Origin of the sequence: Bradyrhizobium sp. CB82, assembly GCF_029714405.1 — a bacterium.
Lineage (GTDB): Bacteria > Pseudomonadota > Alphaproteobacteria > Rhizobiales > Xanthobacteraceae > Bradyrhizobium.
This window is the reverse complement of sequence record NZ_CP121650.1, coordinates 977,441-996,403: the sequence shown is the minus strand read 5'-3', so window position 1 is coordinate 996,403 and position 18,963 is coordinate 977,441. Positions and strand designations below refer to the sequence as shown.

14 protein-coding genes and 2 pseudogenes are annotated in these 18,963 nt (G+C 59.4%); 13 read left to right on the top strand and 3 right to left on the bottom strand.

The window, feature by feature from the left end; all coding sequences use genetic code 11:
• The first annotated feature begins 165 nt into the window (after positions 1-165).
• The 13 genes and pseudogenes from QA640_RS04705 to QA640_RS04645 all read left to right on the top strand — a co-directional run bounded on the left by QA640_RS04705 (position 166) and on the right by QA640_RS04645 (position 12,322).
• A complete protein-coding gene (locus QA640_RS04705) occupies positions 166-1,179 on the top strand; it encodes a hypothetical protein (protein WP_283039590.1) in 1,014 nt (337 codons plus the stop codon).
• 1,382 nt (positions 1,180-2,561) lie between these two features.
• Complete coding sequence (locus tag QA640_RS04700) at positions 2,562-2,837, top strand: transposase (RefSeq protein WP_283043120.1); 276 nt, start codon at positions 2,562-2,564, stop codon at positions 2,835-2,837.
• Between the two features lie 11 nt (positions 2,838-2,848).
• The gene (gene tnpB, locus QA640_RS04695; protein ID WP_283039589.1) at positions 2,849-3,178 is read left to right on the top strand and encodes an IS66 family insertion sequence element accessory protein TnpB; all 330 of its coding nucleotides are present in this window, start codon (positions 2,849-2,851) and stop codon (positions 3,176-3,178) included.
• Positions 3,179-3,250: 72 nt separating this feature from the next.
• Positions 3,251-4,876: an IS66 family transposase gene (locus QA640_RS04690; protein ID WP_283039588.1), complete on the top strand. Its 1,626-nt coding sequence runs from the start codon at positions 3,251-3,253 to the stop codon at positions 4,874-4,876.
• Positions 4,877-5,170: 294 nt separating this feature from the next.
• Positions 5,171-6,802 (top strand): S8 family serine peptidase, encoded by a 1,632-nt coding sequence (locus QA640_RS04685; protein WP_283039587.1) that lies wholly within the window; start codon positions 5,171-5,173, stop codon positions 6,800-6,802.
• Positions 6,802-7,185 carry a hypothetical protein gene (locus tag QA640_RS04680; protein ID WP_283039586.1) on the top strand — a complete coding sequence of 128 codons (384 nt, stop codon included), beginning with the start codon at positions 6,802-6,804 and terminating at the stop codon, positions 7,183-7,185. Before QA640_RS04685 ends, QA640_RS04680 begins: the two co-directional genes overlap by 1 nt.
• Positions 7,158-7,640: a hypothetical protein gene (locus QA640_RS04675; RefSeq protein WP_283039585.1), complete on the top strand. Its 483-nt coding sequence runs from the start codon at positions 7,158-7,160 to the stop codon at positions 7,638-7,640. Before QA640_RS04680 ends, QA640_RS04675 begins: the two co-directional genes overlap by 28 nt.
• Positions 7,641-7,789: 149 nt before the next feature.
• Positions 7,790-8,464, top strand: a complete 675-nt coding sequence (locus tag QA640_RS04670; protein WP_283039584.1) for a hypothetical protein — start codon at positions 7,790-7,792, stop codon at positions 8,462-8,464.
• 147 nt (positions 8,465-8,611) lie between these two features.
• On the top strand, positions 8,612-9,229 hold the full coding sequence (locus tag QA640_RS04665; protein WP_283039583.1) for a hypothetical protein: 618 nt from the start codon (positions 8,612-8,614) through the stop codon (positions 9,227-9,229).
• A 73-nt stretch (positions 9,230-9,302) separates the two neighbouring features.
• A pseudogene (locus QA640_RS04660) lies at positions 9,303-9,650 on the top strand (transposase); the annotation flags it as partial.
• Positions 9,651-9,865: 215 nt separating this feature from the next.
• Positions 9,866-11,242: an IS110 family transposase gene (locus QA640_RS04655; RefSeq protein ID WP_283042810.1), complete on the top strand. Its 1,377-nt coding sequence runs from the start codon at positions 9,866-9,868 to the stop codon at positions 11,240-11,242.
• 12 nt (positions 11,243-11,254) lie between these two features.
• A pseudogene (locus QA640_RS04650) lies at positions 11,255-11,842 on the top strand (IS630 family transposase); the annotation flags it as partial.
• A 24-nt stretch (positions 11,843-11,866) separates the two neighbouring features.
• A complete protein-coding gene (locus tag QA640_RS04645) occupies positions 11,867-12,322 on the top strand; it encodes a hypothetical protein (protein ID WP_283039582.1) in 456 nt (151 codons plus the stop codon).
• 285 nt (positions 12,323-12,607) lie between these two features.
• On the opposite strand, the gene QA640_RS04640 is transcribed toward QA640_RS04645, so the two are convergent.
• From QA640_RS04640 to QA640_RS04630, 3 genes are all read right to left on the bottom strand, one after another.
• Positions 12,608-12,880, bottom strand: a complete 273-nt coding sequence (locus QA640_RS04640) for a hypothetical protein (RefSeq protein ID WP_283039581.1) — start codon at positions 12,878-12,880, stop codon at positions 12,608-12,610.
• 184 nt (positions 12,881-13,064) lie between these two features.
• The gene (locus QA640_RS04635) at positions 13,065-13,538 is read right to left on the bottom strand and encodes a hypothetical protein (protein ID WP_283039580.1); all 474 of its coding nucleotides are present in this window, start codon (positions 13,536-13,538) and stop codon (positions 13,065-13,067) included.
• A 60-nt stretch (positions 13,539-13,598) separates the two neighbouring features.
• Positions 13,599-18,962 (bottom strand): hypothetical protein, encoded by a 5,364-nt coding sequence (locus QA640_RS04630; protein WP_283039579.1) that lies wholly within the window; start codon positions 18,960-18,962, stop codon positions 13,599-13,601.
• Between the last annotated feature and the right edge of the window lies 1 nt (position 18,963).

Sequence of the window (18,963 nt, the reverse complement as noted above, 5' to 3'; positions counted from 1 at the left end):
TTCTAGCAACAGTTGAGAGATGCTAACACACGTATGACGTGGCAGTTTGGTGCCTTCCGCTCGGGGAGCACGAAGCCAGTGTCGATTGCCGCAAAATGACTATTTAGGGCAAGCCATGCTTGCTCAACAGATTTGAGGCCTTACCACTCCGGTCGGGAGGCGAGCATGAGCACATCAAAGTTGATCCTATGGTGTTTCGCTTTATCCTGCGGCGGCGCAGCATTTGCCCATGACGTGGACACCCAATCGGGTTCGGCGTCAGCAAAATGGAATTCCGAGCGCTTGGATTTTATGCCGGTGGATCGCGTCCCAACACCGACCGCTGGCGCACCACCTGACAGAATGACCGAGTATGTTGTGGTGCTACCGAATAAATGGGCTCAAACTCAGACGCTGCATGTTTGTTTTATCGGAGGATCTGACACCCTACGTCAGAAAATTCTGAGCGTGGCTGGGACATGGATAGACCACACGAACCTGAGGCTGCTACCCGCTTCGCCCGACCTAAACTGTAAGGATAGGGATCGGAGCGAAGTGAGGATCGGCTTCGCGGAGCCAGGCTACTGGTCTTACATCGGCCACGACAGCATCCGGGATGAGCTGGTTTCCAAGAATCTCGTATCTATGAACTTTGAAGGCTTTGATAGCAATCCGCCGTCCGAACCTAGGATGAGTGGAGTTATCCTTCACGAATGGGGGCATGCGCTTGGTCTACACCATGAACATCAAAGCCCTGCCGGAGGCTGTGATGATGAGTACGACTGGTCGAAGCTGTATGCGTATTATAAAAACAGCTATGGTTGGGATAAGCAGATGGTCGACAACAACGTTCGACAACTTATATCTGACCGGTCCGCTTACGATTGGTCTAATGTAGACCCCAACTCGATTATGGTTTACGCGAGCAATCCAGCATTTCTTAAGAATGGGACGGCCAGTAACTGCTACTTCCATGAGAATGACACGCTATCTTCATTGGATCTTCAGGGAATTGAGAAGACCTACCCGAAGGCAACTGCAGCATCTGCGTTACAGCTGCAGAAAGCAACACTACCCATTGTGCTGAATCTCGACCTCAACAAAAGCCTGAAAGAAGCATTGTCGATCCAAAACGAGCTTGCAAAGCGCGCCCCTGATCCATCGAGTCAACCGGTATCGCCGCCCGCTCCGAGGCAGTGAGATTTTAAGGCATTCAGCGCCTGATCGGTGATTGCGAGCAAGATGGGCAGCACTGACCAAAGAGTGCAAAAAAGATCACAGGCGAGTTTCGGCGCGACCGCTGCCGGTCGCCTTCAATCGCGACGTCGGCTCGCCGGATGCTCGGTCGACTCGGCTAACGATCCTACGATCGATCTATTCAACGGAGTTGCATTGGAAGCGCCACCGTTTCAAGCGCGGGTTGAGATGAGCGTTTGTCCCGCTGCTCATTATCAGACGACGTACGCCCGGCCGGACACCGGTCGTTAGTCGTGTAAAAGAGGAATCTGATCGTGCGAAACCCTCGCATTGGCTTCGTCGCACTTGCGATCGCCGTCTGGTTCGGCGGCAGCATGGCCGTAGCCCAAAGCGCTCTCAAGAAGCCAAGCGCCCTCCCTCCGCCGCCGGCGCCCGTTGATAACGCCAACCCGGACCATCAATTGCGGTTCGACCCTTCCAAAACTCCACAAGACCAAGGAAACCATTGTTAAGAAACTTTCAGGTCCTGCAGCAGCAACTCAAGGAGGCCGATCGGACCGCCATGCGTCGGCCGTCGCAACGGCAACGCGGCAGCTGAGAGCTCTCGATGTTTATCCGATTGAGCGATTGGTCGAGCACCGCACTGGAAATTTGGACTATGCGATCGTCGAGCTCGGCCCGGGAGCCGACGGCCAACTGCCCAATGCGCGGTATGCTATCGGCGTCATTGATGCGACCATCAGCGCGCTATCGCGATCGAACCGAGCTTACGATTATCCAGCACCCGGAAGGCAGTACCGAAACGCGTAGCTTCGCGCGCTGAAAGGCAGCTTTCGGGCAACAGCATCTTTTATAGCGATATCGATACTCTCGGCGGATCCTCGGGCTCTGGGGTGATGAATCAGGACGGCCGAGTGATTGCGGTGCACACTAACGGAGGTTGCACGGCGGTTGGAGGTTCCAATTATGGCGTGACGTTAAACGCCATCAGTCAAGTCTCGAGTATCGTTCACTAGGCTCGGGAAATCGCGAAAGCAAATTCGGTCAGAACCGCGAACTGGCCGGCAGTTGTTTGGAATCAGTTTGCGTAACAGCAAACAATTGGATGCCCCCTCTGGGGCAGAGAGCAGAGAACTACGCGATTGGGAGCCGTGCATCGTTTTCTAACGAGCGTGCTGGCATTTGGGCTGTAAGCGCCAAGGAGACCCCACATAGCGGGTTGGCGAGAGATCTGAGAGTCTTCGGCATGGGAGTCCGGAGATTCGGTAATGGAAATTTCTATAAGTAGGCCTATGCCTGATGACAGAAGTTGTCAGGTGATCGAAGCGCTAGAGGCTCGGCCGCTTCGGGGTCGCCGGGGCTGGTCGGCCGAGGCCAAGGCGCGGCTGGTTGAGGAAGCGCTACAGCCGGGAGCGAATGTGTCGGCCATTGCGCGGCGGGCCGGCATGGCCTCTTCGCAATTGTTTGGGTGGCGGCGCAAAGCGATCCGCAGTGGGGCGGTGAGAACGTGCGAGCCAGCCGAGCAACTCGGCTTCGTCGAGGTCGGCACGGTTACGACTTCGCTGGTGGAGATCAGTTTGGGCGATGCCGTCATCCGCGTCAGGGGCGATGTGGATGCCGCTCACTTGGTCAAGGTGATCCGGGCGGTTCGTCAGGCATGATTCCAGCTGGCGTGAAGGTGCTGGTCGCCAGCCATCCGGTCGATTTTAGAAAAGGCCCGGACGGGCTTGCGGCCCTGGTGCGCGACGCCGGCTCCGATCCGTATAACGGTTCGCTGTACGTGTTCCGTGCCAGGAGAGCGGATAGAATCAAGATTGTTTGGTGGGACGGATCCGGAATTTGCCTTTACGCGAAGCGACTCGAAAAAACGAAGTTTTGTTGGCCACGGATTGGCCCGCATCGGATCCAGCTCAATCACGCGCAGTTGCTGGCGCTGGTTGACGGGCTGGACTGGACGAAGGTGCGTCCGGTGGTTGTGAAGCGTCCGCAATCGGTGGGTTGATACCTGCGGCGAATTGAATCAGGGCGCTGAAAGGCTTGGAAGATCGGCGGCGATTCTGCTGTATGGGCGGCGATGGCGACGCCTGTTGCAGAGCTTCCGACGACCCTTGCCGATGCCCATGCGCTGATCCTCGCCTTGGCGGCGGAGCGGCAGGCGATCGAGGCCGAGAACAGCCGCATCGCGTCCGAGATTGCAACACTGACAGCGGCCAACGCCGATCTTGCCGCGGTCAACCAGGCCGCCGACACACGGATCGTGGAGCTGACGGCGATCGTGAAGATGTTGGAGCGCACGCTTTACGGCACGCGCTCGGAACGCTTGCGTGGCGACACGCCGAGCGATGAGCAGATCGCATTCGTATTTGACGAGATCGCCACCGGCGTGGCGGCGATTGAAGCCGAACTGGCCAAGGCAGGCGGCACGGACAAGCCGAAACGCGCGCCGCGGCCGCGCAAGGAGTTTGGTGCGCATCTGGAGCGGGTGGAGATCGTCATCGAACCCGAGGTGCCTCCTGATTGCGAAGGGTTGGAGAAGGTCCTGATCGGCGAGGACGTGTCGAAGCGCCTCGATGTGACGCCGGCGAAGTTCCGCCTGATTGTGACGCGTCGCCCAAAATACGCTTATCGCACCCGCGATGGCGTGGTTCAGACGCCAGCGCCGCCGCATCTGATCGAGAGCGGCCTTCCGACCGAGGCGCTTCTCGCCCAGATCGCAGTTGCCAAATATGCCGACGGGCTGCCGCTGTACCGGCAGGAAGCGATCTATGCGCGCGACGGCGTCGATCTCGACCGTTCGCTGATGGCGCAATGGATGGGCAAGGTCGGCTTCGAATTGCAGCCACTGGCCGACTACATGCTCGAGAAGATCAAGCAGGGTGAACGGGTCTTCGCCGATGAGACGACCCTGCCGACGCTCGCTCCCGGATCCGGCAAGACGCAAAAGGCCTGGCTGTGGGCCTATGCGCGCGACGATCGGCCATTTGGCGGCATCGGTCCACCGATGGTCGCGTATCGCTTTGAGGACAGTCGCAGCGGCGAATGCGTCGAGCGGCATCTGGCGGGTTTTGCCGGCATCCTGCAGGTTGACGGCTATGCGGCCTATAATCGGCTCGCGAGGTCGGCGGGCGCCAACGAGGGCGTGACACTGGCGGCGTGCTTTGCCCATGTCAGAAGGCGATTCTACGAACTGCACATCAACGAGAGCTCGCGCCTGGCGACACAGACCGTCACGACCATGGCCCGGCTATGGGAGATCGAGGCCGAAATCCGTGGCCAGGATCCAGAGGCGCGGATGAACGCGCGCCAGGAAAGATCCGCCGCGATCGTCGCGGCGCTGTTCGATCTGTGGGAAAAGGAGCTGCCCCGTCTGTCCGGTAAATCCAAGCTCGCCGAGGCAATCCGCTATGCCACATCCAGGCGCATCGCTCTCGAGCGCTTCCTGAGCGACGGCCGCATCGAGATCGACTCGAACACCGTCGAGCGGGCCATCAGGCCGCAAACCATTACGAGAAAAAATGCGCTCTTCGCGGGCAGCCACGGCGGCGGCCGGACCTGGGCGACCATCGCCACGCTGCTGCAGACCGCGAAGATGAATGACGTCGATCCGCATGCCTGGCTCACCCAAACTCTCGAACGGATCGCGTGGGGCTGGCCGATCTCTCAGATCGATGCTCTCATGCCCTGGAACTTCAAAGCCTGAACGGCCTCAGCTTCGCGCTTACTTTGGGCTTGTGTCAGTCTCAGGGAATATAGTGGCGCAGCAGCAAACAGCGTCGAAGATGTCGGCGGCCCTGCAAGCCCTACTCAACAGCCCACCAAAAGAGAGCGCCGGCGGATCGCTATCCTCGCCAAAAACGCCGCGGTCGCCGCGCCCGAGCTGCCCGATCGACGAATCCTGGTAACGACGCAGAACGAATACGAAGCGGCTAGGCTGCTTGCGGAAATCGGACCGAACGTCGCCCGTTCAGGGGTTTATTACGGCAAGGTCATTTTCTTGGAGAGCAAACACCTAGATGCAGAACTGATCCGTCGACTCGCCGATGATCCGCGCGTCTTGTTCATTGAGGAGGTCTCACCGGTCGGCCGCACTCCGCTTCCCCAAGCCCCCACCGTACCTTTCAATCTAGACGCACAACTCACGCACAACGTCCCCGACCTCCGCAAATTGTACAATGTGACGGGCGGGGGTATCGAGGTCGGCGTTTGGGACGAAGGCCCGGTCCTCGGGACGCATGTCGAGTTCGGCAATCGCGTACAGGTGCGCGACCCCGGACTGCAGGACTATCACGCAACCCACGTGGCAGGGACAATCGGAGCCCAAGGCATCGAGAAAACCGCTGAGGGCATGGCACCCGGAGTGACGGTGATCTCCTACAACTGGAACGATTCTATCAACAAGATGCAAGCGGCTCTGCACGAAACCCCTGGAGTTCACATCGCAAATCATTCGTATGGGCAGCTGAGAGGCTGGTCATATTCCCAGGATCTCGGGAGCTGGTGCTGGAACGGAAATCCGACTATCAGCGAAACCGAAGATTACCTATTTGGCAAATACACCTCTCTTTCGAATTCGATCGACGACCTCGTCTTTAGCCATCGTGATCTGACGATCTTCGTTGCCGCCGGGAACCAGCGGAGCAGAGCGAATAATCCCAACATCATTCCCGGCTGGAACGGTAGCTATCGTCTGGCAAGTCAAGACTATGAGCCATCGACGGTGCGTCGGCCCTCGAACTATCAGCACGCCGGCTACGACACCTTGGAGGGCTACGGGGTCGCCAAAAACGTGATCACCATCGGTGCGATGGAAGACGCGCCGCTCGGCGTCGATAAAGTGTCGCCCGACATCGTACGAGTAACGATGTTCAGCAGCTTCGGGAAACCAGACGACGGGAGGGTTAAGCCGGATTTGGTCGCTAATGGCGCGCAACTGTACTCTCCCTCGGTCCAACGCCTGCCCGGTGGGAGCTACAATCGGCATTTCTACGAGCGCAGAAGTGGCACCTCGATGGCCAGTCCGGCCGCCGCCGGAATCGCAGCCTTGATGATGGAACTCGGCCTAAAACGGCGCGGTAGAGTTCTTTCCGCCGATGAGATGAAGGCGGTTCTAGTTCACACTGCCGTGTCGCCGGAACCGGGACCAACTTACAAAATCGGATGGGGTGCGATCGACGCGCTCGCGGCCGGGCGCCTAGTAGCCGGCGATAGCGGGACGCTGGTCCTCGATTCAGTCGGTGCAGGAAAGCCAGTCGCGCTTCGCGCAACCTCCGGTGGTGTCCCAATTCGTATCACGCTGGCATGGATCGACCCACCAGCGAAGCCTAACGCGGGCGGACTTGACGACCGCACCCCATCGCTCGTCAATGATCTCGACCTGATCGTTACTGACCAAGATCATAAGCGATACTTCCCTTGGTCGCTCGATCCGAAGGAGCCGGATGCGCCGGCCACCCGAACAGCTGTCAACACTGTCGACAACGTAGAGCCGGTGGACATAGGCTCGGACGCGAACGACACGAGACAGTGGACCATCGAAATTCGTGCGCCGGAGGGACACCAAGCAAAACAGCCGTTTGCGGTCGCGATCTCCGGCCTTAAGCTCGCGCCAACGTCGGAGGCAGAATGATGAATTTGGCAGTCGGGTTGACGACAACGTTGAACTGGACCCGGATGGCCCTACTGGTGGCTACGATTGGCATGTCGTTGTCAAACCCCTGCTTTGCACGATGGCTGACGAAAGACGATTTCGTCGTCGTGCGCGGCCCTTTCCTAGTCTACCTTAGAGAGAAGGCCAATCCCAACATTTTGGGCTATGGCGTTCTGCTCGGGCAAGCTGGTTATGTGCTGACGGTCAGCCACATCATAGGCAGACTGTCCGCCGATGCGATCGAGGGAAGCCTGGGCGCTCGGGACGAGTATCCGCGGGACCTCAAGGTTATTGAGAAGCTACGGGCAAGGACGAGAAGGACGAGCTCGTTCTTATGCAATTCGTGGATCAACTCGGTTTAGGCAAACCCATGCCCGTTGCGAGTGCGACCACAACATTTTCCCTCGATAAGACGATGCGAATATTGCTCATCAACACAACACCTTCGGCAATCGAAGTGTCTCCAACATCGACGATCGGAGCGCTCGAGCTGTCCGGTGCCGCAGATGTGGGTTTCAGTGGGTCACCAATGTTCGACGCTGCCGGCAACCTCATTGGCATCGTTACTGAGGGCGTGTCGGGTCAAAATCGGTTCATCGCGAGAACAACCGGTAGTTTTCGGGAGTGGCTCGTCAAAAACGAGGTCGGCAATATTGCCCCCGAGCCATCGCCGGACGTGCTTGCTCTTTACGTTACGACCTCCAACAATGCCGCCAGCGTCAATTTGATTTACAAGTTCTTCGTTGGGCCGCTCACAGAGCAACTCACTGTACGATGCGCGCGATGTGCTCGTAATCGGGCATCTGAGGATCGATGACTTGGAGTTCCGTTCTGAGCCAGTCGCGAGCAGCTTTCGATAACAGGCGAGGTCGGGACGAGAAGATAAAAAAGATCAACGACCTCATTCGGGATCCCGTCGTAACCCCTCAAATGGGGCAGCTCGCCGGTGGGTACAGCCGGCTATACTTGGCGATCGTTCAGATCCAGCAAGCGGGAGATATTATAACCGCGTCCCCCGCCCTTATTGTGATCAATCAAGATGGCAACGGATTAAGCGCGGTTACAATAAACAAAGACTATGCAACCGTACCGAGCGCGCCCGACCAACCGTTTACTGAGGAGTACTCGGTGAAGCTCGTTCACAGTTTCATCAAGCTCCATCCCGAATTCGGCGAGAATGGCCATGTGCTCGCCGATTGTCTGACGATCGTGCCGCCGGACGAAGCAAAGCTATACATCGTCGAGCTTGGTCCGGCGATGATCGCAGACGAGCTATCGAACCTGTGGAAGAGCGAAGCTAAGCTGCGGCAATTCCGTTTGTTGTGGACCGACGCTCTCTCCTGCGAACGGCAAGCCAAGGAAAGCACACAGAGGATGAAGTTGATTCAGCGCCTGTCAGAATACAAGTTGAACGCGACTCTGGTCGGGCAGCAGCAGGACAAATTTGTCTTAAGGTGGGAGGTGCGGCATCCCTGGGGTAGCGAGGCCGAGCGATACTCAGCCGACTTTGGAGACGAAATCGCTGTGGACGATCTCAAGTCGGCCAAAGCGTTTGGCACGGTCGCGCATCAGTTTGCCAAACAGGTGACGAAAAGCTGGGGGAAAGCGCTCAAAAAAATAGGCCAGAATGCGAACCCATGAATCGATGGCAGGATTACGATAATGGCTCTAGTGGGAACGAGTATGCGCGCCGCGCTTATAGGCATTGGGCTTCTCGTAGCAGCGATCCCGGCTGCGGCACAGCCTTCCGCCAGTTCGGCTCACGAGACCAAAACTCGAGTTGTCGCCATGGAGGACACGAGGATTCTAGACGACGCCCTAGCCTCCTTTACGTCACTCGACGCCTCATCATTCACCGAAACGCTACGGCTATTGCTGGGTGCCGAGCCCGGCGTTGTCGTGATCTCCCCAACCGACCCTCGCGCCGATTCGCTGCGGACAAAGAACGTGTTCCACCTCGCGAGCAAGTTACATAAATTTCAGAGCCTCGTAATTTGGACAGGTGAGTTGAATCTTCCCGAGGGGAAGACCGTGCGCGTCGGGCCGGTGACGGTGATTGATGAAAAAGGCCTTCGCAGCACCGCTCTCGGTGATATTTCCACGACCTTGAAGAGTTATCTTAGTACCACACGCGATGACAGTGTCGGACAAATCCGGCTCGTAGTTGATTGCGCGACGCAAGCGGACACCGGCGCGCTCCCACTGAAGGACGATCTGCGCCTCGGGCTGACATCACCGTTCGCCAACTTCCCGAGGATCTCCTACACCCCGGCGGCGGGCGCAAGGTGTCCTCTCCCAAGTGATCTCACGACCGCAATCGTCACTAGTAGAACAGAGCTCAAAGGATCGCAGCTTCGTCTCAACGTTTTTCTTCGTTTGGAGAAGTCTAAAGCGGGATGGGGTTAAGTTGAATCGATTTGGGATTCCCAAATCAGCTTGTTTCTGATTCATCATGCTGGCTGGACGGAGGCCAGCATGGATGGGCAAGCCGTATTCTCTGGATCTTCGCAAGCGTGTCGTGGCTGCGATCGAGGGCGGGATGTCCCGCAATCAGGCGGCCAAACAGTTTGGAGTAGCGATCAGCACGGCTATCGGCTGGATGCAGCGGGTCGAGCAGACCGGCAGCGTTGAACCCGGCCAGATGGGCGGTCACAAGCCGAAGGCTGTTTCGGGAGACCACGCCGTCTGGCTGTCGCAGCGGATCAAGGACGGCGATTTCACCATACGTGGTCTCGTTACCGAGCTTGCCGGTCGCGGTCTGAAGGTCGACTACCACTCGGTCTGGGACTTCGTACATGCCGAGAAGCTCAGCTTCAAAAAAACCATCTCGGACAGCGTCCGCCTGTGGGCGTAGAAACGGCTGAGGTCTATGCTCGTGACGGAAGGGAGCGGCCGACAGCTTTTTGGTGGCAAATTATCCCGCAAAAAAACATGGTCCATGGGCTGTTGCGCACGTGAGAGTGGTGACGCCGTCAGGCGATCCCGTTTAGGAAATTGATCATCAGCGCGGCCCAGCCCTTCCGTTCTCAGGGAGGATTGGCAATGGGTCGACACAAATCGAAGAGCAAGGGCCGCGACACGATGTCGGTGGTTCATCCAAATGCGGCCGCGATCGACGTCGGGGCCACGATGCACATGGCCGCCGTGAATGCAGATCGCGCGCCTGAGCCGGTACGCAGCTTCCGTACCTTCACAACCGATCTGCATCGGCTGGTCGACTGGTTTGCAGAGTGCGGCGTCGACACGGTCGTCATGGAGTCGACCAGTGTCTATTGGATCCCGATCTTTGAGCTCCTCGACGCTCGTGGCTTTGCAGTGTTCCTTGTCAATGCGCGCGATGCCAAGCACGTGCCCGGTCGCAAGACCGACGTCAGTGATGCGCAGTGGCTGCAGCGGCTTCACACCTTCGGTCTGCTGCGTGCAAGCTTTCGGCCCAGAGGTCAAATCGCCGAATTGCGTGCCTACCTCCGTCAGCGTGAACGTCTGCTGGAGTATGGGGCATCTCACATCCAACACATGCAGAAGGCGTTGACTGAAATGAACGTGCAGCTCCATCACGTCGTCACCGATATTACTGGCGTGACCGGGCTGCGGATCATCCGCGCGATCCTTGCCGGCGAGCGCAATCCGACAGTGCTCGCGCGCATGCGGGATCGGCGTTGCCACGCCACTGTCGAGACGATCGAGAAAGCGCTCGCCGGTAACTACCGCGTTGAGCACCTGTTCGCCCTCGAACAGGCACTCGCCCTCTACGACACGTACCAACAGAAGGCATTTGCCTGCGACGCTCGGATCGAGGCCGTGTTGAAAGAGCTCAGCGGCCTTCGTCGTCGCGAAGGAGGTCAATTGCCAGCAGCACGTCAGAATAGATCCCATCAACAAAATGCGATGCTCTTTGATGTCCGCGCAGCGCTGTTCGCGCTACTCGGCAAGGACGTTACCCAGATCGACGGTCTCGGCCCCTACCTCGCACTTAAGCTTATCGCTGAGTGCGGCGACGACCTCTGCGCTTGGCCGAGCGCAAAACACTTTACGTCTTGGCTCTGCTTGGCGCCGAGTAACAAGATCTCCGGCGGCAAAGTGCTCTCGGCGCGCACACGCCGCTCGGGGAACCGAGCCGCGGCCCTTCTGCGGCTTGCTGCGGCAACCGTGGGACGAACCGATACAGCGCTAGGCGCTTTCTACAGACGACTCTCAGCTCGCATCGGCAAGGCCAAGGCAGTGACCGCCACGGCGCGCAAGATCGCAGTGCTGTTCTATAACGCGGTGCAACACGGGATGCACTATGTAGATCCGGGCGCGTCCTCCTACGAGACCCGATACCGTGCGCGGGTGATTGCCAATCTGCATCGGCGAGCCAAGGCCTTCGGCTTTGTACTCCAGCCCATAGACCCACCTCCCAGCATCGCCGTTTCTTAGGAAAGCGTGGCGGCTGGCGAACGGGATCGACCCGAGGTGGCGCGGCGACGAGCCCAGTGGGCAAAGTATCAAAATCGCGTCGAAGCTGAGCGCCTGGTCTTCATCGACGAGACCTGGACCAGGACCGATATGGCACCCTTGCGGGGATGGGCGCCGCGCGGGTGTAGACTTCACGCCAAGGTTCCCCACGGCCGCTGGAAGACTATGACCTTCCTGGCGGCCCTGCGCCACGACCGGATCGATGCGCCATGGTTCATCGAGGGGCCGATCGACAGCGTGAGCTTTCGCGCCTATGTCGAGAAGGTTCTTCTGCCCGTCCTTCGACCCGGCGATATCGTCATCTTGGACAACCTCGGCAGCCACAGGAGCAAAGCAGTTCGCCAGCTCATCCGTTCGGTCGGGGCCAAGCTCTTCTTCCTGCCAAAATACTCGCCCGACCTGAACCCGATCGAGCAGGTCTTTGCCAAGCTCAAGCACCTGCTTCGCAAAGCTGCCGCGCGAACTGTCGACGCAGTCTGCGCCGCAATCGGCAACGCACTCGATGCCTTTACCTCAGAGGAATGCGCCAACTACCTCAAAAATTCAGGCTATCGAACTTAATGCCATCACGCTTTAGAAATACCGATGCCGGGTTTCCAGGGCGAACTCAGAGAATTCCCGAAGGTACGCGACGAGTACTATCCGGTTCTCGCCTCGGCGATCAATGAGGTGGTAACGGTTTATCCCTTTGAAGCGTTGAGCCGAGCTGCCAGTGCGGCGTCGGCCGGGACGCCGCTGTCGGTCGGACGCGAGCTTCTTAGGGACACTTTGAGCTACCTTGCTCTGGGCGTGCTCCAGATCTCGCATGATGAAAAATCGTCGAATCCGCCATACTACGACATCGGACTGGCTGCACGCGTGAAATTTCTGATGGGCGACGACGACACGGCGCGTCATTACGCGAAGCAAGCCGCGGCGGAAGGCGATGTAAGCGAGGACCTTTTTTCGATCCTGATTCGCTTAGCACTTAATGCTCAGGATCTCGGCGATGTGATAGCTTGGACGCGCGCGCAGGTGGCCAACGCGAAACACCTTTATTAAAGAAATAGTATAGGTGTGGTCCCGGCCAGCGGTCAAGGTCAGCTTGACCCTTGGTCTGTAGCGCAGCGCGGCATTATCGAACGACGCACTGACGTTTGCTACTCTAGCCCGGCCAATCCGTGCGGCGTCCGGCAGTGCTCGCCCGCGAAGTCGCTGGCTCAAATAACGCTCCGTCAGCAGCGCTGTCTTCGGGTTGCGGAAACGGAGGTTTCACGCCGACGGATATCGGCGGGTTCTTGCTCGTTCCCACTACGTCGTCGAAGCCAAAAGTAATTGCCAGCTCTGTCATGAGCATGTGACGAACACAGGCTGTCCACCAGGGATTCCTACCACGTCAGTTTCCGTTCGAGTCTGGGCTGGATCGTCGGTTCGTGTTGCCGTCCAGTTCATGTGAGTATCGCCGTTGCCATCGACTTCGAGATCGCACCAATCCGAAGCGCCACCGTTCAATCGCTTCGCATTCCATACGGTCGGCACGCCGGCTAAGTTTCGATCTTGCACGCTCACGAAGTTGTCGTTGTTATCGCCATTTTTGATCTCGATCTGTACTTTTGCCATAGAGAACTCCTTTTTGAGTTTTTGCAGCCCAAGTATTCTCCGGATTCCAGTTTCCGTTGACGAAAGGATCGGCTGCGAGAGGGACTTTATGTCCTCCGCACAGAACATTGTTCAAGCCATAAAACACCGTCAAATCCCCTTATCTGAACGAACGAGCCGATCTCAGCACTTCAATCCGAACTCCTCATTGGCAGACGACACCGCTGCTGCTGATCGTGCAGGCTATGGCAATGCCAGTGTTTAATCCGAGGTTCGCGTCCCAATCCGGCTGAGCATCGTAATTCGGCTCGTTACAGCACGAGAACCGGCGCGCTGTGTTGAACTTGTAGTACGCGCGTGCCACGCCATCCATAACCTGCTGGCGCGAAATGCGCTCGTTGTCCTCGTCCCAGGCTATGGTCAACTTGTTTCCATCGGACCCCACTGTCATCAGGCTAAAGCCGTCCGGTGCCTGCTCAACACGAGCGACGCACGCGCCGTCGCGGTCGAGCAAGCCGACGAGATCGGACGGATAGCTGGCAGACAATGACGCCTTCTTCTTCGCCAGTAGCTTGGGATAACGGGCATCGCTTTGACAATAATCCGGGCCGCACGAACAGGCCTGGGAATAAGCCAAGGGCGATAGCAGCAAGAGAAAAAACGCCAGTATCAGTCGCATCTTGTACCTCGTTGTTGCTCTATTCGGCATCCACCGTGGGATTTCGGTATCGCAAAAAAATCACTTCCTTTCCAAGAAAGGAACTCTTGCGATGAACCTTGGACCCGACTGCAGAACGACCTCGTCCTTCAACAGGTCGGTGAGCTTGATGGGCTCGCTGGGATAGGTGGCCGGCAAGCGCTCCTCGATCTCCTCGACGATCGCAACAAGCCGGCCGGGACCCAGGTCCTTCAAGCGAACTTGCGGTATCGTCACGGAAATCGGCCATGAAATGATGCCGTCGTTCATCGTTCCACCGTCGAAGTCGACCGCCTCGCCCGGGAATACATTGGTCTGTCGCTTCCCGAAATCGTCATCTTCCGTCTCGTGCAGGACCTTCAAGACCATCTTCGCACGCTGGAGACGATTCCAGACGGCGCGGCGCGCGGCAGCCGCTTCTCCGTTCGGATCGTTCAGCAGGATCGCGGCAGCATCGTCCGGAAGCGGCTTGATGCCGTCGCTCGCTTGGCCGCACACCATCGCGTCCAGAGTAACGTCGCCGTCCTTGGTCAGCCGGGGCTTCAGGGTCAAGGTCCTGCGCGGCGGCAGCTGGGTCCACACCCGCACCGGGGTCGAGACCTGGAGCTCGCCGCCGACCGTGTTCGGCTGATAGCGCACGAGGCCGAGACGAACGAAGGGATCGGTCGCGCGGGCCGCGTCCATCGCGACGTCGACGAACCATTCTTCGGCTTCAATGTCGAAATAGGGCTCGAAAGTCAGCAATGCGACCTGCATGAACGTCAACGAGTCCGCCACCGGAGTTCCGTCCGTGGAGCCCGGCGGTTTCGTCACCATGATCGGCATCTTGACGCTCGGGACATATTTTGGATCGTGCGCCTGTGGTTCGCCCGCCTCTGCCGGATTGAGACAGGCGAATGCGGTCGGGGGCATGAACCACCCCCTCTGCGGAGTGGGATCGGAACGGATCGGATCGCCACCCCATCGCGAGATGTATTGGCCGCCATCGCCCAGATCGGCATCCACGAAATCACTCAGCGTCATCGTCCGGCCGGCGAATTTGACCGTATTGTCCTCCAGATCGTTTGGATTTTGCTTCACAATATCGGGCGGCCACAACACGATGCCAATGCGCTCACCCTCGCCGGCTGAAAACATTCCCCGATCGAAGCGCAGCCGGACGCCGCATTTGCGGACGAACGTCTGAACCGTAAGACCACGATCCTCCTCTGCAACCCGTTTGATTGCAAAGAAGGGCGTCGGCGTCCTGGCGGCCGCAGGCGCGGGACGAGCGGTTGCGTTGCTCCACGCCTCGATCGTGGCTCCGGTCTTGCGTTGCTCATTATCGTAAAGCGGCTGACGGCGATGCAGGAGGTGCTCCTTGCCGTCATCGGCGAACATCGGTGCGGTTTCGAAGGACCGAGCAAAACGGGAAACCGCAACTGCATACAACCTTAGGAAACGCGCCCGCGTATCGGAAATCTCGTGCGGCCGCGACACACCGATCGTGTGGGTTGCAACCGTGCCGGATTGGTCGGGATGGCCGTCCGAGGCAACGGGAATCTGGATAGGCTGCCCGTTGCGGGCGGCCCAGTGCAAAGCGCCCAGATTCAGCCGCGCTTTTCGTGCTTTCCAGGGCTCGGGGTCAAGAAAGATCGCCGGCCCCGACACAGGATTAACTGCCGCGCGAGGATCAGGCAGATTCTGGATGCGGAGCAATGTTACCGTTTCCCGCAGAAGCCTGGTCTTGCCGTTGGCATCGACGTCGAATCCGAACACGGCGCGCTTGCGCTTGTATCTGCGCTTGCCTTCGTTGCTCAGAACAGTCGGCCAGCGGCCCGCCCTCCTGGCGAGCACGCCACGGCCGCGGGCAGGTTCGTCAAACGGTGTACCCCCTGGATTCACCACCTCGGCCACGATGTCGACCGCGTCCACCTGCTCGAGGTCGACCAGAACTTCTCCCGTGAGCAAAAGTGTGGATGACCCTGCAACGGAGTCGGACGGCAGCCCGGAATCCGGCGGGCTCGACGTACCCGGGCGCACAATCGCGACCTTGGCAAGCGACACCGCATTCTGCGGCGCGTTGACGGCATGCTCGACGCGTAGCGTTGTCGCCGCCGCCACCTCGGTGAGCTGCCAACGATCCCGAACGCAATCGAGAAGCTCCTTGGCAACCGCGTCGAGGCCGCCTTGGTCCGGCGGCGCGTACCCACCAAGCCCTGTGCCGGCGGCAACATTGGCAACCGCCGCGGTCAGCTTTTGCTGCGGTTCGCCGCATGAAACGCAAAGCGCCTGCTTGGCTGCCGGCAAGAGGGTTGCCAGATGATGTTGAACCCCGATGTTTTCGGGCAGGGAGAACCATTGGGCGAGTTTCACCTTGCTGGGCAGGCAAGTGGCCTCAAGGTCGAACTTTTCTCCTGGCGCCAGCACAACGCGCAGGTGGCGTGCCCGAACACCCCCGGCGCCCGGCGTATCAGGCCCCCATTTGCCGCCCTCGCGAATGCGGACGATTGCCTTTGGATCTCCGAGCAGTATATCGGTTACCAATTGAGCCGGCTTTGCGCGTTGGGCGTTGACTTTCTCCACCGTGACCATAACCGGCAGTGCATTCGGATAATCTGCATCCACTCCGTTCTGATAGAGTTCGACAAGCACGTCGTGCTTCAGATACTTGTCGGATCCGGTGACGCGCAGCCGCAGCGACATGGTTTCGGCCGCGGGGTCGGGCAGATAGGAGCGGCCACCTTCGCGTTTAACCGGGGCCGGCAACGGATGGAAGATGGTGGCCCCCAGGGCATCGCCGTCCTCGAGGGTCGAACTGGCTCTGCCGGGAGTTCTGCGATAGATGAGCCGGTCGGCGTTGAAGCCGGTGTTCCGCATGACGACAGCCACGGGGAAAGCCTGCACTTTCTTGTCGACATGAAATTCCACGTTCAATAGTCCGCCGCCGAGCCGCTGCAAGGCCGTGCCGGCATTGTCGAAAACTCCGTGGCGGGCACAAAAATCAATTCCCGCCCGTGGCGCGATGAACACGCGCATCGTGGAATCGGGCCGAGCCCGATCCGCAAGTTTGACATGATCGGGACCATGTTGATTCTCGTTCGCCTCGCCGGGGGCGAGCTTGTCTGCCGCGGTCGCCGTGCGCACAACGGCCCGGGCCGGCGACTCAAAGCCCATCTCGCCGTTGCTCCCGGTAACCAGGTTGTCCGGCAGCATCAAGATCGGGGCTGCGATCGCCTCCTGACGCAGAAAGCGCCGGGGCTTCTTCATGCCTTTATTGTCGCTAGGCGGCAACGTCGTCTTGCCGTGTTGTGCCTCATGCCATCGCGATGCGTCGTCCAGAGTAGGCGAGCCTCCGCCCAGGAATTCGGAGCGGATCGAGAACACGTAACCAACACCGTAACGTAGCGGCGGCGGACGCAATTCCGGAAAGTCGGATGTCGGCAGATCGTAAGCCCGCTTGACCGGCAAGACCTCGCTTCCGGAACTGTTAGCGGTCGACTTACACGTGAGCGCGGCAAGCGGCGTTCCGTCCCACGACAGGAACGCCTCCTCGACGACAGCCTCGACGTTGCGGCTGTCGCCTGAGCCGGACTCCTGCTCGCCGACGATCGGCATCGAGCGCGACACAAGTTGAAAGGCCGCCTCGTCGAGGATCCTGCCCTTTAGCATACGGTCGGCGACAATCGCGTCCAGCCGTTCCTTCACCGCCCCCGATAGACTGGTGAACTCGACGAAGCGATTCATCAAGCTGCGCCACTGCACGTTTTTTTGCTTGGGACCTATGGCCAGGACGTCAAGGCGCCGGCCAATCGTCAGCTCTTCCGCATGCAACACAACAGCATTTTGGTCACCGTACGCTTTGCGTTGGTGGTTGGCGACGGCAAGGTCGCGCGCGGTTCGTGCCGCGCGTCCGCTGTCAAGGAAGGTCCATCCACTCGTTTGATGACGCTCGCCCTTGTCAACCGTCTCAATGCCGTCCAGCGCTTCCGAGACGGCGCCGCGCACTGCGAGAGACGTCAGATAGTAATGCGGCTGGGGATTAGCCTGTTCGTAACCCTGACCAAGGTCGAACACCCCGTGCATCTGCTCCCGGGTGAGAGCCATCGAGGCGTCCGGGTTCTCGAAGCGAGGCGCGGGCCAGAAACGCCTTGTCTTGTCTTCCCCGTCCTGCACCGCGTAACGCGCCTTGGTCCAGATCGAAATCGGAGCGTCGCCGGCGGCGAGCCAGACATCGCCGCCGTCATGGCGATCATTTGGAATGTCGAACTCGATGTCGAAGGCGAATCCGAACAGCCGCGACAAGATCGGATCGCCTTGCAGGCTGTAATAGATCGAAAGCAGTTTCGCCTGCGAGTCAGGCGGCGGTCCTTTCGGCTTGACCGGCGCCGCACCCGCCGCGGAAACCTTTTGAATCGCGGCGGAAGACTGTTGATGCTGGCGCGACCACTGAGTCCAGCTGCTATAAACGTGTGCGGCACGCGAAGGCCGCGGGGCCGCACCGCCAGCCGCTTGCTTGCCGAGGACCTGCGCCGCGGGCGCGATCGGCAGCGCGATCGCGGCTGCGGCCGTCACCGCAGTCGGCGCCGGACCGGCAGCCGGCGCGGCGGCTGCCGTAGTGTCACCGAGCGCGGTCCTGACTGCGTCGAAATACGCCTTGCTTCGCTGGCGGTCGGGATCGGTGCCATCGACCGAAGCCTTCAACCGGTCCAGCAGCACTTTTTTGCGCTGCTCGGCGAACTTCGCGCGGTCCCGCTCCGGAACCTCTGTGTCGAGGATCTGCTCCTGGTCGCCTGGCAGATACGGTCCGATCGCCAGCTTTCGGGTCACGCGCTGCGCCCTGGCAGCAGCGATATCGATGGCGTAACCCGTTTGCGGGTTGGGGACTACGCCCTTGACAATCGTTTTCTTCGTGGGGTCATGCGACTGAGCGACGATTGCCCCATTATCCAGCATCTCGGCCTTCGTGGGATCCGATTGATAGGACGGCTGGAGGTCGGCGGAGCTTTTTTGGCCGCTCACGCTTCGATCGATGTCGGCGAGGAGCGTCTGCCACGGACTGGAATCGCCGGCACCGGTGATCGCCCTCGCCCAGAGGTCATTGAGGTCGCGCAGGCCGTTCGCTTCATCCGCGAGGGCCACGAAGGCTGGTTTGCCGAGCCGTGTGGGCGTCACCGCCCCAGCGCTGGGGTCGGTCAAGCTGTACCACACCGGAAACTTTTCCGGTGCGGCAAGCCCTGCCAGATGCTTGACGATATCACCCGGCCATGTCGTAAGATTCAAATCCGTAGCCACGCCCGCGGCCGGCGATTGCGGAGTGACGATCAGAGTGGCCTTGACACGACCGTTCTTGGCGACGCCGTTGGCGACGACGCGCATATAGGCAGCGACCTTTGGACCCGAAATTGGAGAAGGAGGACTCGCCATG

Bases quoted from the DNA above. Each gene is read 5' to 3' on its own strand.
- QA640_RS04645 (WP_283039582.1), top strand. From the start codon at position 11,867: ATGCCGGGTTTCCAGGGCGAACTCAGAGAATTCCCGAAGGTACGCGAC.
- QA640_RS04635 (WP_283039580.1), bottom strand. From the start codon at position 13,538: ATGCGACTGATACTGGCGTTTTTTCTCTTGCTGCTATCGCCCTTGGCT.
- QA640_RS04630 (WP_283039579.1), bottom strand. From the start codon at position 18,962: ATGGCGAGTCCTCCTTCTCCAATTTCGGGTCCAAAGGTCGCTGCCTAT.
- QA640_RS04655 (WP_283042810.1), top strand. From the start codon at position 9,866: ATGGGTCGACACAAATCGAAGAGCAAGGGCCGCGACACGATGTCGGTG.
- QA640_RS04675 (WP_283039585.1), top strand. From the start codon at position 7,158: ATGCAATTCGTGGATCAACTCGGTTTAGGCAAACCCATGCCCGTTGCG.
- QA640_RS04640 (WP_283039581.1), bottom strand. From the start codon at position 12,880: ATGGCAAAAGTACAGATCGAGATCAAAAATGGCGATAACAACGACAAC.
- QA640_RS04665 (WP_283039583.1), top strand. From the start codon at position 8,612: ATGGAGGACACGAGGATTCTAGACGACGCCCTAGCCTCCTTTACGTCA.
- QA640_RS04690 (WP_283039588.1), top strand. From the start codon at position 3,251: ATGGCGACGCCTGTTGCAGAGCTTCCGACGACCCTTGCCGATGCCCAT.
- QA640_RS04680 (WP_283039586.1), top strand. From the start codon at position 6,802: ATGAATTTGGCAGTCGGGTTGACGACAACGTTGAACTGGACCCGGATG.
- QA640_RS04705 (WP_283039590.1), top strand. From the start codon at position 166: ATGAGCACATCAAAGTTGATCCTATGGTGTTTCGCTTTATCCTGCGGC.